We start from the raw sequence: 16,373 nt of genomic DNA on the forward strand, positions 1-16,373 counted from the left end.
GCGTTGTCGCTGCTGAGGCCGGCTATTCTACATTCTTCGTTTTGCTTGTCAACCACTTTTTTTCATTCAACTTACTGATTTCTAAGTTGTTTTGCGATCACCGATGTTGCTGGTGATTCGCTTAGTGCCTGACAGCGGGGCGTATATTAGGGGCACTCGAATTTTGATGCAAGCAAAAATTTCAAAATTTTCAGCAAGTTATCAAGAAAGGTGGTGAGGCCCAGGTTTTTCGGGGGTTGGGCGGGCTTCATCGCGGGGCAAGCCCGCTCCCACGCACCCCAGACACGCGCACAGACACGCGCCGTAAATGGCTGTGAGAAGCTTCGTGGGAGCGGGCTTGCCCCGCGATGAGGCCGGCAAAGGCACAAAATATTTTCCAAAACACAAAAAAAAACCCCGCTTTCGCGGGGCTTTTTTTTAGGCAAAGACGATTTCGTCGCCTTCGACCTTGGCGGTAATCGCCGAACCTGGCAAAAACTCGCCTGCCAGGATCAACTGCGCCAGCGGGTTTTCGATCCAGCGCTGGATCGCACGCTTCAGTGGCCGTGCGCCGTACACCGGGTCGTAACCGACGGCGATCAGCTTGTCGGTCGCCTCTGGGCTCAGGCTCAAGCTCAACTCGCGTTCGGCCAGGCGGCTGCGCAGGCGGCCGAGCTGGATTTCGGTAATGCCGGCGATCTGTTCGCGGCCCAACGGCTCGAACACCACCACTTCGTCGATGCGGTTGATGAACTCCGGACGGAAGTGGTTACCCACCGCATCCATCACCGCCGCACGCTGCGCCTCACGATCACCGACCAGTTCCTGGATCTGCGCCGAGCCCAGGTTGGAGGTCATCACGATCACCGTATTGCGGAAGTCCACCGTGCGGCCGTGGCTGTCGGTCAGGCGACCGTCTTCAAGCACTTGCAACAGCACGTTGAATACATCCGGGTGAGCCTTCTCGACCTCATCCAGCAGCACCACCGCATACGGCTTGCGGCGCACGGCTTCGGTCAGGTAGCCGCCCTCTTCGTAACCGACGTAGCCTGGTGGTGCACCGATCAGGCGAGCCACGGAGTGTTTCTCCATGAACTCGGACATGTCGATACGCACCATCGCCTCTTCAGTGTCGAACAGGAACTCGGCCAAGGCCTTGCACAGTTCGGTCTTACCAACACCGGTCGGGCCAAGGAACAGGAACGAGCCACTTGGCCGGTTCGGGTCGGACAGCCCGGCACGCGAACGGCGCACCGCGTTGGCCACGGCAGTGACCGCTTCGTTCTGGCCGATCACCCGTTGGTGCAGCAGCTCTTCCATCTTCAGCAGCTTCTCGCGCTCGCCTTCGAGCATTTTCGCGACGGGGATGCCGGTCCACTTGGAGACCACTTCGGCGATCTCTTCTTCAGTCACCTTGTTACGCAGCAGCTGGTTCTCGGTCTTGCCGTGCTGGTCGACCATCTGCAGGCTGCGCTCCAGGTCCGGGATCACCCCGTACTGCAGTTCGGCCATGCGGCTCAGGTCGCCTTTGCGGCGAGCGGCTTCCAGCTCCTGACGGGCCTGCTCGATCTTTTGCTGAATCTGCGCAGAGCCCTGTACTTCGGCTTTCTCCGAAGCCCAGATCTCTTCGAGGTCGGAGTATTCGCGCTCCAGGCGCTCGATTTCTTCGGTGAGCTTCTCGAGGCGTTTCTTGGCGGCCTCGTCTTCTTCTTTCTTCAGCGCCTGCGATTCGACCTTGAGCTGGATCAGGCGACGGTCGAGGCGATCGAGCACTTCCGGCTTGGAGTCGATTTCCATGCGGATGCGGCTGGCCGCTTCGTCGATCAGGTCGATGGCCTTGTCCGGCAGCTGGCGGTCGGTGATGTAGCGGTGGCTGAGCTTGGCCGCTGCGATGATCGCGCCATCGGTGATGGCCACCTTGTGGTGCACTTCATAACGCTCTTTCAGGCCGCGCAGGATGGCGATGGTGTCTTCCTCGCTCGGCTCTTCGACCAGCACCTTCTGGAAGCGCCGCTCAAGGGCTGCGTCCTTCTCGATGAACTGGCGGTACTCGTTGAGCGTGGTAGCACCCACGCAGTGCAGCTCGCCACGGGCCAGGGCCGGCTTGAGCATGTTGCCAGCATCCATGGCGCCCTCGCCTTTACCGGCGCCGACCATGGTGTGCAGCTCGTCGATGAACAGGATGATCTGGCCTTCCTGCTTGGACAGCTCGTTGAGCAGGCCTTTGAGGCGCTCTTCGAACTCACCGCGGTACTTGGCACCAGCGATCAGCGCACCCATATCCAGGGCCAGCAGGCGTTTGCCTTTGAGGCCGTCGGGCACTTCGCCGTTGATGATGCGCTGGGCCAGGCCTTCGGCGATGGCGGTTTTACCCACGCCAGGCTCACCGATCAGCACTGGGTTGTTCTTGGTGCGGCGTTGCAGCACCTGCACGGTACGGCGGATCTCGTCGTCACGGCCAATCACCGGGTCGAGCTTGCCTTCTTCGGCGCGCTTGGTCAGGTCGACGGTGTACTTGTCCAGGGCCTGGCGCGACTCTTCGGCGTTGGCGTCATTGACCGCCGCGCCGCCGCGCAGGTTGTTGATGGCGTTCTCCAGAGCTTTTTTGCTCACGCCCTGGCCGAGCAGCAGTTTGCCGACCTTGCTGTTTTCATCCATGGCGGCGAGCAGCACCAGCTCGCTGGAGATGAACTGGTCGCCCTTCTGCTGGGCCAGGCGGTCAGCCTGGTTGAGCAGGCGCGCCAGGTCCTGCGACATGTTCACGTCGCCGGTGGGGTTCTGGATTTTCGGCAGTTGGTCGAGCTCTTTGCTCAACGCCGTGCGCAGGCTGTTGACGTCGAAGCCAACCTGCATCAGCAGCGGCTTGATCGAGCCGCCTTGCTGGTCGATCAGCGCCTGCAACAGGTGCAGAGGCTCGATGGCCGGATGGTCCATGCCAACGGCCAGGGATTGGGAATCAGATAACGCTAATTGCAGCTTGCTGGTTAAACGGTCTATTCGCATGGGGATACCTTCCTATAAGGGCAGGCCGGAGCGATGGATACACCTGATGAAGAAACCTGCCTGAGATAACCAGTAGATTGGGCTGATTGTGCAAGATTCAAGCGTAGCGGGATTGACTGGAGTCAGTCAGGACGTTTCCACGGGCACCGCACAGATGCACAAATGCCGTAGGCGCGGCGTTCAGGAGGTTGCGCCGGCGAGCCACACCAGAGAAGCGAAACGCCCGCCTTGCGGCGTACGTCGATAAGAGAAGAAACGCGGATCGCTGACCGTGCAGAAACCACCGCCATAAACAGCAGTGACTCCACGCGTCGCTAGGCGAATACGCGCCAGCTCATAGATGTCGGCCATCAACTTGCCAGGACGCTCACCTGGCACGAAGGCCCGCGCTGCCTCGGGATGCACCGCAGTGAAGGCATCACGCACTTCCAGCCCGACCTCGAACGCCTGCGGGCCAATCGCCGGGCCGAGCCAGACCAGCACCTGGTCAGCAGGCACTTGCAGGCGATCGAGCGTAGCTTCCAGCACGCCCCCGGCCAATCCGCGCCAGCCAGCATGGGCCGCGGCCACGCGGGTGCCGGCGCGATCGCAGAACAACGCAGGCAGGCAATCGGCAGTCATCACGGTGCAGGCGATACCGGCTTGATCGGTCCAGCTGGCATCGGCTTCGGCAACTATCGCCGGATCGGCATCCGCCACCACCAATCCATGTACCTGCTTGAGCCAGGCCGGCTGGATGGCGAATTGATCGCTCAGGCGACGACGGTTCTTGGCAACCGCTGCCGGGTCATCGCCCACATGGTCGCCAAGATTGAGGCTTTCATAAGGAGGCAGGCTCACCCCGCCCTCACGGGTAGTGACGCAGGCGTGCACCGTGGCCGGGGCCGGCCAGTCGGGGCGCAACAACTGCGTCAGACCGTTCATCCGATAAAGCTGCCGCGGTCGTCTTGCAGCAGGGTCAGCAGCTCGACGAAGTCATCCGGCAGCGGCGACTCCCACTTCATCACCTGCCCGGTGGTGGGGTGCTTCAAGGCCAGGAAGCGTGCATGCAGGGCCTGACGCGGGAAGTGCTTGAGCGCTTGGACCATGTCCTGGTCGGCCGCCGGTGGAATGCGGAAGCGTCCGCCGTAAGTCTGGTCACCGACCAGCGGGAAGCCGACGTGGGCCATGTGCACACGAATCTGGTGGGTACGGCCGGTTTCCAGCTTGACCCGCACATGGGTGTGCGAACGGAAACGCTCAAGCACGCGATAGTGGCTGACCGCAGGCTTGCCGCCTTCGGTGACCGCCATGCGCTGGCGCGCGCCGCCGTGGCGACCGATCGGGGCGTCGATCTTGCCACCGGAGGTGACCACGCCAATCACGATGCACTCATAAATGCGGCTGACGGTACGGCTCTGCAGCTGCTCGACCAGTTTGGTCTGCGCTTGCAGGGTCTTGGCTACCACCATCAGGCCGGTGGTGTCTTTGTCCAGGCGGTGGACAATGCCCGCACGCGGCACGTTGACGATATCCGGCACGTGGTGCAGCAGGGCATTGAGCAGGGTGCCATCGGCGTGGCCTGCCGCTGGGTGCACCACCAAGCCTGCAGGCTTGTTGATTACCAGGATCTGGTCGTCTTCGTAAACGATGTCCAGTTCGATGTCCTGGGCGATCCACTCGCCCTGGGCTTCCTGTTCGGCTTCAAGGGCCAGAACGGAGCCACCATGGACGATGTCGCGGGGACGAACGACCTGGCCATCGACCGTCAGGCGGCCATCTTTGATCCAGGAGGACAGGCGCGAACGCGAGTACTCGGCGAACAGTTGGGCGGCGACCTGGTCGAGGCGTTGACCGCCCAGTTCGGACGGCACCTCTGCGCTAAGTTGAATGATCTCGGACATGCTCGATTCGGCGGGCGCACAGCCTTTGGTTTCAACTGCGCGCTTGTGGTTAAATACGGCTTCTTTTGCCCCGGGGTTAGGCCGGGGGCGCTCATCATAACAGGACGGCACCGCCCAAGACAGCGGCCGTCAAAGGACGCAAGCCGCCATGCAAGTGAAACACCTGCTGCTGATCGCCATCCTCGGGCTCACCGCTGCCTGTTCCTCGAACAAGGAAGTGATTGACGAGAACCTCAGCGAAGCCGAGTTGTACCAGCAGGCGCAGGCCGACCTGGACAACAAGAGCTACACCAGCGCCGTGAACAAACTCAAGGCCCTGGAATCGCGCTACCCGTTCGGCCGCTACGCCGACCAGGCCCAGCTCGAGCTGATCTACGCCAACTACAAGAACTCGGAGCCAGAGGCGGCCAAGTCGTCTGCCGAGCGCTTCATTCGTCTGCACCCGCAGCACCCGAACGTCGACTACGCCTATTATCTGAAAGGCCTGACCTCGTTCGACCAGGACCGCGGCCTGCTGGCGCGCTTCCTGCCGCTGGACATGACCAAGCGTGACCCAGGCGCTGCCCGCGACTCGTACAACGAGTTCGCCCAGCTCACCAGCCGCTTCCCCAACAGCCGCTACGCGCCGGACGCCAAGCAGCGCATGATCTACCTGCGCAACCTGCTGGCCTCCTACGAAATCCACGTTGCCGACTACTACCTGAGCCGCCAGGCATATGTAGCCGCCGCCAACCGTGGCCGCTACGTGGTCGAGAACTTCCAGGAAACCCCATCGGTCGGCGACGGCCTGGCGGTGATGGTCGAGTCTTACCAGCGCCTGCACCTGGACGAGCTGGCTGCCACCAGCCTGGAAACCCTCAAGCTCAACTACCCGAACCACCCAAGCCTGGTCGATGGCAACTTCGAGCCTAAGCAGGACGAGGCTGATGGCCGTTCGTGGCTGTCCAAGGCCACCCTGGGCCTGATCGAGACCGAAACCCCGCTGCCGCCGGGTGAAACCCGCGCCAACCAGGACGTGGTCCGTCAGTTTAAGGATGCCCGTTCGGAAATGCCGCAAGACTTGCTGCCCAAAGACGAGAACGGCGACCCGATCCTGCCGGAAGGTCCGAAAGAAGCCGAGAAAGGCCGCTCCTGGTTCAGCTACGCGACCTTTGGTCTGTTCGACTGATTCAGTGCAGCAGCAGAAAGGGAGGCCCAGGCCTAATGCTGTTCACTTAAGGCCCTTGTCGCCTGCTTTGGGGCCGCTTTGCGCCCCTTCGCGGCGGTTCGGCGCTCCGACAAGCCCGCTCCCACAGGTAAAGCGCTTAACTTGAGAGCGGCGCTACACCTGTGGGAGCGGGCTTGCCCGCGAAGGGGCCCCAAAATCTTTAGTGAACAGCATTAGTCCCAGGCCTCCCTTTTTTCATGCCCGCGTCCTAGACTGTGGCCTCTATTTCTCGACAAGCTGGACACCATGGTTCGCCTACTCTTCTGGATCGCCCTGATTGCCGCCGCGTTCTGGCTGTGGCGCAAATTCAAGCTCAGCCAGCAATCACGCCCTGAGCAGAAGCTCGATGACCCGCTGAAGATGGTGCGTTGTGCGCATTGTGGCGTGCATCTGCCCAATGACCGGGCTTTGCAGCAGGGTAGCCAGTGGTATTGCAGCCAGGCGCATCTGGAGCAGGGGCCTGAGCAGAAGCACTAATCCGGCCGGCCACTCGCGGGGCAAGCCCGCTCCCACGCCAGATCAATGATCTGTGAGCAAACGGGGGAGCGGGCTTGCCCCGCGATTGCATTCTGACGGCACAGACTTCGGCACATATCTCTCCCCGACCCTTCCACACTATTTACGACCCCTCCCCCGCCGCCACCATTGACCCACCCGAGCAAAATTCGCTAAATCCTATTTATCCGCATAAATATGAAAAATTAGCAGCCATGCTCAAACCCAAGCGCAAACGCCAGAAGCTCTCCGACATGATCGTCGAATCGGTGAAGCGCTCGATCGTCACTGAGGCCTTGCACCCGGGTGACCGCCTGCCCACCGAGCGCGAGCTGATGGAGCACTTCGAATGCTCCAAGGGCACCGCCCGTGAAGCTCTCAAGGCCCTGGAAGTCGAAGGCCTGGTCAGCACCCGCACCGGGCCCAGCGGCGGCGCCTACCTCAATGAAGTCGGTACTGAACCGGCCAGCCGCGCCCTGCGCAACTACCTGCACTTCCAGCACCTGGACGGCGAGCAGGTCTACCAGTTGCGCAAGGTCATCGAAGTCGAGCTGGCGGTGTCGGTCATGGGCAAGCTGAGCGAAGACGACTACGCCGCCCTGCAAGCCAATATCGATTTCTGCAGCGCCCCGGAAGACAGCGAAGAGGGCCAGCGCGAACAACGCCTGGCCGAGCTTGAGTTCCACACCCTGCTCGCACGCCGCTGCCCCAACCCGCTGTTGAGCTTCATGGCGGTGTTTCTCAACGACCTGCTACGCGACCTGGTGGTGCTGAAAAAAGCCTACCTGCCCAAGCGCCAGCAGTTCGCCGCAGCCAACATCGACTACCACAAGCAACTGTTGCTGGCATTACGCGCCAGCGACGAACAGGCCGTGCGGCGGCTGATGCACGAGCACATGTGCGACGCCGAACACCACATGACCGCGCTCGAAGGCGAGGTCGCCCGCAACTTCCTGCTGGAGTTCGATCACCACCACTGATCCGCCTGGACAGAGGCCTGCGCACAGGCCCAGCCGTACCCGCTTTGTCATTGCCACTCCTGCCTAATAACCACAACCAAGGAGTTACTCATGCAAAGACGTACCCTGCTCAAGGCAGGCCTTGCCCTGGGTGCCCTCGGTAGCCTCCCCCTCGGAGCGCACCGGGCATTCGCCGAAGAGCCGCTGACCTTCTACGGACTGAAGTCGATGTCCGGGGCGTTTGCCAGTTATGGCAAATACGCCGACATGGGTTCGCGCCTGGCCATTGCCGAACACCCGCAATTGCTCGGCCGACCGTTGAAGTACAAGGTCATCGACACCGAGGGCAACGCCGGTAAAGCGGTACGCAAGGTTCAGGAAGCCATCGGCCAGGATGGCGCGCGCTTCTTCCAGGGCTGCACCCTGTCCTCCTCGGCGCTGGCGGTGTCCAAGGAGATTCACAAGGCCGGCGGCGTGTTCATGACCCCGGTCGGCGCCGACGAGATCACCGGCAAGGACTGCAACAGCTCGACCTTCCGCTGGTCGGTGCCGACCTACGGCGCCATTCGCGAAACCCTGGTGCCGATGATCAAGCTGCTGCCCGAGGCCAAGCGCTGGTACACCATCACCCCGCAATACGTGTTCGGCGATGCCCTGCTGGACAATGCGCGCAAGGTGTTCGCCGAGCACGGCATCGAACACATCGGCAACAGCTACCACTCGCTGCAGGAGCAGGAGTTCTCCGGCTACCTGACCAACGCCATCGCCTCCAAGCCCGACGTACTGGTGTTGCTCAACTTCGGCAGCCAGTCATCCAACGCCCTGCGCCAGGCGGTCAATTTCGGCATCAAGGAGCGGATGAAAGTGCTGCTGGTGTGGTCGGCCGGCCTGGATCAGTTCCAGGAGCTGGGCAGCGATGTACTCGAAGGCGTCTACCTCGGCGCGCAGTACTGGCACCAGGTCGACACCCCGCTGAACCGCGAGCTGGTCGCAGCCACGCGCAAGGCCTACGGCATCAACCCCAACTACCCGCTGGCCGCCGACTACATCGGCACCAAGGTCATGCTCGAGGCCATCGTCAAAGCCGGCAGCCTCGACGGCGCGGCGGTATCCCAGGCGCTACAGGGCATGCGCTTTCAGGGGCCGACCGGCGAGGAGCTGATCCGCCCCGGCGATCACCAGGTGCTCAAGGACTACTACCTGCTGCGGGGCAAGCCGCAGGCGCAGATGCGCGATGAAGACGATTTGGCCGAGGTGCTCAGTGCCTGCCGCTCGTTCGTCGAGGTCGATCACACCGGTTGCGCCCTGGCCTGAGCCGCGGCGCTGGTCCCATTTTTTGCACAGATGCAGGCGCTCGGCGCGCTGCAGAGGGCACTTCCATGCTCGATTTGTACCTGTTCCAGCTGCTCAACGGCCTAGGGCTGGGGATGATCTACTTCCTCATCGCCGTGGGCCTGACGATCATTTTCGGCCTGCTCAACTTCGTCAACTTCGCCCATGGCGCGTTCTTCCTGCTCGGCGCCTACCTGTGCTACACCGCCGTGGCCCTGACCGGTAACTTCTGGCTGGCGCTGCTGATCGCGCCATTGGCGGTGGCGGCCTTGGCCTGGGCGGTCGAGCGCGTGCTGATCAAGCGCATCTACCACCTGCCACATACCTTCCAGATCCTCGTCACCCTCGGCATCGCGCTGATCATCCAGGAAGCCTCGGTGCTGATCTGGGGCCCGGTCGGCAAGCACATCGCGGTGCCGCCCGAGCTGCGCGGGGTGCTGATCGTCGGCGACTTCATCTACCCCTACTACCGCCTGTTCCTGATCGGCTTCGCTGCGCTGATCGGCCTGGGCCTGTGGCTGTTGCTGGAGCGCACCCGCTTCGGCGCCCTGGTGCGCGCCGGCAGTGAAAGCACCGAAACCGTGTCGCTGCTGGGCACCAACATCTTCCGCCTGTTCTCCCTGACCTTCGCCCTCGGCGTGGGCCTGGCCGGTGTCGCCGGGGTGCTGTTCGCGCCGCTGCGCGGTGCCCAGCCGTTCGTTGGACCGGAGATCCTCGGTATCGCCTTCGTGGTGGTGGTGATCGGTGGCATGGGCTCGTTCGGCGGCGCGCTGGTGGGCGGGCTGCTGGTGGGTGTGGTGCAAAGCATGATGACCAGCCTCTGGCCGCAAGGCGCCAGCCTGATGATCTACGGCGCGATGGCGGCGGTGATCCTGGTTCGTCCCTACGGCCTGTTCGGGAGAGCATGAACATGACTGACAAGAATCCACTGGCAGTGGCCAAGGGGCACGGCCCTGCCCTGCTGTTGCTGCTGATCGTCAGCCTGATCGGCCTGCCGCTGATCTTGCCGTCGGCGACCCTGGCTACCGAGATCCTGATCTTCGGCCTCGCGGCGCTGGCCTGTAACCTGCTGCTGGGCTACACCGGGCTGCTGTCGTTCGGCCAGGGCATCTTCTTCGGCGCCGGTGCCTATGGCGCGGCGCTGCTGATGATCCACCTGCACTGGGGCATGCTCGGCGCGCTGGTCGGCGCGGCGCTGTTCGGTGCCCTGTTGGCGTTGCTGGTGGGCGCTTTGGCGATCCGCCGCAAGGGCATCTACTTCGTCATGCTGACCTTGGCCTTCAGCCAGATGGCGTATTTCCTCGCCTACACCCTGAGCGGCTGGACCGGCGGCGACAACGGCCTGCTCGATGTGCCGCGGCCGAACATCGAAATCGCTGGCCACGTGCTGGTCGACCTGGCTGACCCACGGCACTTCTATGCCTTCGTCGCCGTGTTGTTCTTGCTGATCTTCGCTGGCGCCCTGCGGGTGATCCGCTCGCCCTTTGGCAGCACCTTGCTGGCGATCCGCGAGAACGAGACCCGCGCCGCGGCGATTGGCTACGACATCCGCCACTTCAAGATCCTGGTGTTCATGTTGTCTGGCGCCATCACCGGCATCGCCGGGGCGCTGTACGCGATGCTGCTGCACTTCGCGCCGCTGTCGAACATCGACCTGATGATGAGCGAAAACATCCTGATCATGACCATCGTCGGCGGCACCGGCTCACTGTTCGGCTCGCTGCTGGGCGCCGGCGCCATCGTCGTGCTTGGCGATGTGCTGTCGGAGCTATGGCCGCGCTGGCTGATGCTGCTGGGGGCGATTCTGATCCTGGTGGTGGTGTTCATGCGTGGCGGCTTGTGGGGCGGCCTGGCCGACCTGGTCAAGCGCCTGCAACCCTCGCGCACCCTCGATGCCAAGACCAAGGAGACCCTGTGATGAGTGAATTTCTCCTGGAAACCCGCAATCTGCAGTTGGCCTATGGGCCGTTCCGCGCCGTCGATGGGGTTGACCTGAAGGTCCGCGCGGGCACCATCCACACGGTGATCGGCCCCAACGGCGCCGGCAAGACCAGCCTGTTCCACTGCCTGACCGGCGAGCGCCAGGCCACCGCTGGCAAGATCCTGTTCAACGACCAGGACATCATCCGCAAACCCTCCCACGGCCGGGTGGCGCTGGGCATGGCGCGCTCGTTCCAGCTCACCAGCCTGTTCCAGAACCTCAGCGTGCGCGAGAACCTGCGCCTGGCCGCGCAAGGCCGCGATGGGCTCGGTGCGCTGAACTTCTGGCGCAGTGTCGAGCACAAGCGCAGCCACTGGGACACCGCCGACCAGGTGCTGGAGCGGCTCAAGCTCAACGGCCGCGCCGAAACCCTGGCGGGCGAGCTGTCGCACGGCCAGCAGCGGGTGCTGGAAGTGGGCATGTCGATCTGCGCCAAACCGACCTTGCTGATGCTCGATGAGCCCACCTCGGGCATGGGCATCGATGACATTCCGGTGATGACCGAGCTGATCAGCGACCTGGGTCGCGACCACACCGTGCTGCTGATCGAGCACAACATGAGCATCGTCATGTCGATCAGCCAGCGCATCACTGTCATGAGCCACGGCCAGATCCTGGTCGAGGGCACCCCGGACCAGGTGCGCAACGACGAGCGTGTGCGCACCGCCTACCTTGGAGAGGCCGCCTGATGCTCAGCGTCGATTCGATCCATTCCTACTACGACAAGAGCCATGTGCTCGAAGGGGTCTCACTTAAAGTCGAGGCCGGTGAACTGGTGACCCTGCTCGGACGCAACGGCGCCGGCAAGACCACCACCCTGCGCAGCATTCTCGGCATCGTCCGGCCACGGCAGGGACAGATCCAGTTCAACGGCCAGGCGTTGGTCGGGCGCGAGATCTTCGACATCGCTCGCCAGGGCATCGCACTGGTGCCCGAGCATCGCGGGATCTTCCGCCAGCTCAACGTCGAGGAGAACCTGAAGATTGCTGCGCGCAAGGACAGCCGCTGGCAGCTGGAGGATGTCTACGCGATGTTCCCACGGCTCAAGGAGCGCCGGCGCAACAATGGCTTTGCCCTGTCTGGTGGTGAACAGCAGATGCTGGCCATCGCCCGCGCGCTACTCAACGATCCGAAACTGCTGATTCTCGATGAGCCGACCGAGGGCCTGGCGCCGGTGATCGTCGATGAGCTGGTGAAAATCCTGCGGCGGATCAAGGACGAAGGCCTGTCGATCCTGCTGGTGGAGCAGAACCTCAAGGTCTGCGACGCCCTCGCCGACCGCCACTACGTACTCGAACAAGGCCGGGTGGCGTACCAGGGCAGCGCCGAGCAGTTTCGCGCCGACCCGAGCATCAAGAACCGCTACCTGGCCCTGAGCGCCTAGCCCCGGACGCTGTGCAGACACTACAAAACCCTGTGGGAGCGGGCTTGCCCGCGAACAAGGGCGCAGCCCTTGCCATCCACCGATGAGGCCTGAACTGGCCTCTTCGCGGGCAAGCCCGCTCCGACAGGGTCCCTGCTAAATCCATGAGATTTGCATTAGGAGAGATGGACCATGAATACCCGCATCGATCCCTCGCAACACCTGCTTGGCCAAGGCGCGCTGGTCAGCCGCGAACGCCTGTGGCAATCGTTGATGGACCTGGCCCGCCTGGGTGCCACGCAAAAGGGTGGCGTGTGCCGCCTGGCCCTGACCGACCTCGACCGCCAGGCACGCGACCTGTTCGTGCAGTGGTGCACGGATGCCGGGTGTACGGTGAGCGTTGACGCCATTGGCAATATTTTCGCCCGTCGGCCGGGGCGTAATCCTGACTTGCCACCGGTGATGACCGGCAGCCATATCGACACCCAGCCCACCGGCGGCAAGTTCGACGGCTGCTATGGGGTGATGGCCGGGCTGGAGGTGATCCGCACCCTCAATGACCTTGGCCTGAGCACCGAAGCGCCACTGGAAGTGGTGGTGTGGACCAACGAGGAGGGCTCGCGCTTCCCGCCGTGCATGATGGGTTCAGGCGTGTTTGCCGGCAAGTTCGGCCTGCAGGAGACCTTGGACAAGGTCGACGATCAGGGGCTGTCGGTGGGGGCTGAGTTGCAGCGCATCGGCTATGCCGGCCCACGCGTGCCGACCGGGCATGCGGTGGGCGCCTATTTCGAGGCGCATATCGAGCAGGGGCCGGTGCTCGAAGACCTGCGTACCACGATCGGCGTGGTGCAGGGCTGCCTGGGGCAGAAGTGGTTCGACCTGGTGCTGACCGGCGTCGAAGCCCACGCCGGCCCTACCCCAATGCGCCTGCGTAAAGACGCCTTGGTCGGCGCCGCCGAAGTGGTCGCGGCGGTCAACCGCATCGCCCACGCTCACCAACCGCACGCCTGTGGCACGGTCGGTTGCCTGAACGTGCACCCTGGCTCGCGCAACGTTATTCCTGGGCAGGTGCAGATGACCATCGACCTGCGCCACCTCGACCCTGGCCACCTCGACGCGATGGTCGCCGAGGTGCGCGAAGTGATCGAGGCGAGCGCGGCCAAGCATGGCCTGAGCGTCGAACTCACGCCGACTGCCGACTTCCCCCCGCTGTACTTCGCCGAGCAGTGCGTCGATGCCGTGCGCCAGGGCGCCCGCGAGCTGGGCCTGAGTCATATGGATATCGTCAGCGGCGCTGGCCACGATGCGATCTTCGTCGCCGAGCTGGGCCCTGCCGGGATGATCTTCGTGCCGTGCGAAGGTGGTATCAGCCATAACGAGATCGAGAACGCCGCGCCACAGGATCTGGCCGACGGCTGCGACGTGCTACTGCGCGCCATGTTCCAGGCCGCCAATCAGGGAGCCCATTGAGATGACTGGCAAGACCGCTATCGGCGAACTCACCGCCGTCGAACTGCTTGAGCTGTTCCGCCAGCGCCAGCTGTCACCTGTCGAGGTAGTTGACGATGTACTGGCGCGCATCGATCGCCACAATCCGGCGGTGAACGCCTATTGCCATGTCGACGGCGAAGGCGCTCGCGCTGCCGCCCGCGCCAGCGAACAACGCTGGCAGCGCGGCGAACCCTGTGGCCGGCTGGATGGTGTGCCTGCCTCGATCAAAGACCTGACCCTGACCCGTGGCATGCCTACGCGCAAGGGCTCGCTGACCACCTCGGCGGCTGGCCCTTGGGAGGTGGACGCGCCCTTCTCTGCCTTCATGCTTGAGGCCGGGGCGGTACTGGTGGGCAAGACCACCACGCCGGAGTTCGGCTGGAAAGGCGTTACTGACAATCCGCTGTATGGCATTACCCGCAACCCCTGGGACACGCGCCTGACCGCAGGTGGCTCGTCGGGCGGTGCGGCGGCGGCGGCAGCGCTCAACCTTGGCGTGTTGCATCAGGGCAGCGATGCCGGTGGTTCGATCCGCATTCCCTGTGCCTTCACTGGCACCTTCGGGATCAAACCGACCTTTGGTTATGTGCCGCAGTGGCCGGCCAGCGCCATGACCCTGCTGTCGCACCTGGGGCCGATGACCCGAACGGTCGATGATGCGGTGCTGATGCTCGATTGCGTAGCCCGGCCCGATCCACGCGACGGCCTGGCCGGGGCGCGGCGGCAGGTGCCGTGGTTGAGTGACGATCAAGATCTGAGCGGCCTGCGCATCGCCTACAGCGCCGATTTTGGCTACGTGAAGGTCGATCCGCAGATCCAGGCGCTGACCGCGCAAGCAGTGCAACGCCTGGCGCGGTTGGGCGCGCAGGTGGAGGAAGTCGATCCGGGCTTTGCCGATCCGCTCGAAACCTTCAACACCTTGTGGTTCGCCGGGGCGGCGCGGCTGGCCAGCCAATTGTCGCCGGCGCAGCGTGACCTGCTCGACCCAGGGTTGCGCTGGATTGCCGAGCGCGGTGCGGATATCAGCCTGAGTCAGTACACCGAGGCACTGGAAGCACGGGCTGAGTTGGTGGCGCGGATGAATGCCTTCCATCAGCGCTATGACGTGCTGGTGTCGCCGATGATGCCGCTGGTGGCGTTCGAGGCCGGGCACAACGTGCCGCCAGGGTCAGGCATGGGCCAGTGGATGGAGTGGACGCCGTTCAGCTACCCGTTCAACTTGACCCAGCAGCCAGCGGCGTCGGTGCCTTGCGGGTTTACTCGCGAGGGGTTGCCGGTGGGGCTGCAGGTGGTGGCTGGGCGATTTGCCGATGAGCAGGTGCTGCGGGTGTGCAAGGTGTATGAGCAGCATTATCCGAGTCGGCATTTGCAGGCGCCAGTCGAGGGTTAAGCGGTGCCTTCGCCATCGCTATCGCGGGGCAAGCCCGCTCCCACGCCAGGCAGCGCGCGAGCAAAGCCGCTCCCACGCCGAGTTGAGCTGCGCCCCAGATGTTGGACACCCATCCATCATCTGGGGCGCAGCTCAAGTTGGCTCTGCGTGGGAGCGGGCTTGCCCCGCGATAACGATTTCAGCCCAAACGCCCAGCCGGGGCATACGGCGCTGGATCGATGATCGGCTCGGCACCGGTCAACAGATCGCAAAACAGCTGGCACGACGCCGGCGCCAGCACCAACCCATTGCGGTAATGCCCGCAGTTCAACCACAACCCCTGATGCCCCGGCACCGGCCCGATATACGGAACGCCCTCAGGCGAGCCTGGCCGCAACCCCGCCCAATGCCCCACCACAGTGGCATCAGCCAACGCCGGCAACAGCTCCACCGCCGAGGCTTTCAAGCTTTCAAGCGCATCCTCGGTCGGCGTCTTGTCATAGCCTGCATGCTCCAGGGTACTGCCCACCAGAATATGCCCATCGCGCCGCGGGATCGCATAACGCCCTTTGGCCAGGACCATGCTCGGCAAGAAATCTTCCGCGCACTTGAACAGGATCATCTGCCCTTTGACCGGCTCGACCGGCAACTCCAGGCCCAGCGTGCGCAGCAGATCGCCACTCCAGGCGCCAGCGCTGAGCACCACCTCATCAGCACTGAGCACACCTTCGGCAGTCTGCACGCCAGTGATGCGTCCAGCGTGCTGAGAGAAACCTGTGATCTGGCAATGCTCGCGCACGCTCACGTTCGGCAGCGCCAGCAACGCGGCCTTGAGCGATTTGACCAAGCGCGGATTACGCACGTTGGCCACGCCCTCCATGAAAATCGCCCGCTTGAAACCGGCACCCAGCACGGGCACGGCGTCGTACGCGGCCGAGATATCCACAGCGCTCAGCGGACGCTGCTCGCGCTCGGCCCAGGCCAGCGCATCTGCTTGGTCATCAAGGTCGAGCCAGTACAGGCCGGTGGTGTGCACTTCAGGATCGACACCTGTGCTGGCGAACAGGCGCTCGCCCAGCTGTGGATAAAAATCCTGCGACCAGTGCGCCAGGGCTGTCACGGCGGGGCTATAACGCCAGGGATAGAGCGGCGAGACGATGCCGCCACCGGCCCAGGACGATTCGCGACCCACTTCGCCTTGATCACATACCACCACCTGGTCGACCTTTGCCGCCAGGTTGAACGCAGTCAGCAGGCCGATCACCCCACCGCCGACAATCACTACTTGCTTGCTCATCTGTCGATCCAACA

14 protein-coding genes are annotated in these 16,373 nt (G+C 63.5%); 10 read left to right on the plus strand and 4 right to left on the minus strand.

Annotated elements, in window-relative coordinates; translation table 11 throughout:
* Nucleotides 1-417: 417 nt before the first annotated feature.
* From clpB to rluD, 3 genes are all read right to left on the minus strand, one after another.
* The gene (gene clpB, locus ACF8K2_RS07155; protein ID WP_186553689.1) at nt 418-2,982 is read right to left on the minus strand and encodes an ATP-dependent chaperone ClpB; all 2,565 of its coding nucleotides are present in this window, start codon (nt 2,980-2,982) and stop codon (nt 418-420) included.
* A 180-nt stretch (nt 2,983-3,162) separates the two neighbouring features.
* Nucleotides 3,163-3,906 carry a peptidoglycan editing factor PgeF gene (gene pgeF / locus ACF8K2_RS07160; RefSeq protein WP_312154298.1) on the minus strand — a complete coding sequence of 248 codons (744 nt, stop codon included), beginning with the start codon at nt 3,904-3,906 and terminating at the stop codon, nt 3,163-3,165.
* Complete coding sequence (gene rluD, locus ACF8K2_RS07165) at nt 3,903-4,865, minus strand: 23S rRNA pseudouridine(1911/1915/1917) synthase RluD (RefSeq protein ID WP_264237183.1); 963 nt, start codon at nt 4,863-4,865, stop codon at nt 3,903-3,905. The genes pgeF and rluD overlap by 4 nt, the downstream gene beginning before the upstream one ends.
* Before the next feature lie 148 nt (nt 4,866-5,013).
* Between rluD and ACF8K2_RS07170 the strand changes: the two genes are divergently transcribed.
* The 10 genes from ACF8K2_RS07170 (at nt 5,014) to ACF8K2_RS07215 (ending at nt 15,083) form a co-directional block, all read left to right on the plus strand.
* Nucleotides 5,014-6,033, plus strand: coding sequence for an outer membrane protein assembly factor BamD (locus ACF8K2_RS07170; RefSeq protein ID WP_186553686.1), 1,020 nt, complete (start codon nt 5,014-5,016; stop codon nt 6,031-6,033).
* Between the two features lie 285 nt (nt 6,034-6,318).
* On the plus strand, nt 6,319-6,549 hold the full coding sequence (locus ACF8K2_RS07175; RefSeq protein WP_186553685.1) for a PP0621 family protein: 231 nt from the start codon (nt 6,319-6,321) through the stop codon (nt 6,547-6,549).
* A gap of 233 nt (nt 6,550-6,782) precedes the next feature.
* Entirely contained in the window at nt 6,783-7,547 is a 765-nt protein-coding gene (locus ACF8K2_RS07180) for a FadR/GntR family transcriptional regulator (RefSeq protein ID WP_264237185.1), read from the plus strand.
* Between the two features lie 90 nt (nt 7,548-7,637).
* Entirely contained in the window at nt 7,638-8,840 is a 1,203-nt protein-coding gene (locus tag ACF8K2_RS07185; RefSeq protein ID WP_392464088.1) for an ABC transporter substrate-binding protein, read from the plus strand.
* Nucleotides 8,841-8,905: 65 nt separating this feature from the next.
* Nucleotides 8,906-9,766, plus strand: coding sequence for a branched-chain amino acid ABC transporter permease (locus tag ACF8K2_RS07190; RefSeq protein WP_264237187.1), 861 nt, complete (start codon nt 8,906-8,908; stop codon nt 9,764-9,766).
* Between the two features lie 2 nt (nt 9,767-9,768).
* Nucleotides 9,769-10,776, plus strand: coding sequence for a branched-chain amino acid ABC transporter permease (locus ACF8K2_RS07195; RefSeq protein ID WP_264237188.1), 1,008 nt, complete (start codon nt 9,769-9,771; stop codon nt 10,774-10,776).
* Complete coding sequence (locus tag ACF8K2_RS07200) at nt 10,776-11,528, plus strand: ABC transporter ATP-binding protein (protein ID WP_312153423.1); 753 nt, start codon at nt 10,776-10,778, stop codon at nt 11,526-11,528. Before ACF8K2_RS07195 ends, ACF8K2_RS07200 begins: the two co-directional genes overlap by 1 nt.
* Nucleotides 11,528-12,223, plus strand: a complete 696-nt coding sequence (locus tag ACF8K2_RS07205) for an ABC transporter ATP-binding protein (RefSeq protein ID WP_186553679.1) — start codon at nt 11,528-11,530, stop codon at nt 12,221-12,223. Before ACF8K2_RS07200 ends, ACF8K2_RS07205 begins: the two co-directional genes overlap by 1 nt.
* Before the next feature lie 171 nt (nt 12,224-12,394).
* Entirely contained in the window at nt 12,395-13,672 is a 1,278-nt protein-coding gene (locus ACF8K2_RS07210; protein WP_264237190.1) for a Zn-dependent hydrolase, read from the plus strand.
* 1 nt (nt 13,673) lies between these two features.
* Nucleotides 13,674-15,083 carry an amidase gene (locus ACF8K2_RS07215; RefSeq protein ID WP_392464091.1) on the plus strand — a complete coding sequence of 470 codons (1,410 nt, stop codon included), beginning with the start codon at nt 13,674-13,676 and terminating at the stop codon, nt 15,081-15,083.
* A gap of 178 nt (nt 15,084-15,261) precedes the next feature.
* Here the strand turns inward: ACF8K2_RS07215 and thiO are convergent, their stop codons facing one another.
* Nucleotides 15,262-16,359 carry a glycine oxidase ThiO gene (gene thiO, locus ACF8K2_RS07220; protein ID WP_392464092.1) on the minus strand — a complete coding sequence of 366 codons (1,098 nt, stop codon included), beginning with the start codon at nt 16,357-16,359 and terminating at the stop codon, nt 15,262-15,264.
* Nucleotides 16,360-16,373 lie beyond the last annotated feature (14 nt).

The sequence above is a fragment of the Pseudomonas sp. xss_2 genome (assembly GCF_043104195.1).
Lineage (GTDB): Bacteria > Pseudomonadota > Gammaproteobacteria > Pseudomonadales > Pseudomonadaceae > Aquipseudomonas > Aquipseudomonas urmiensis.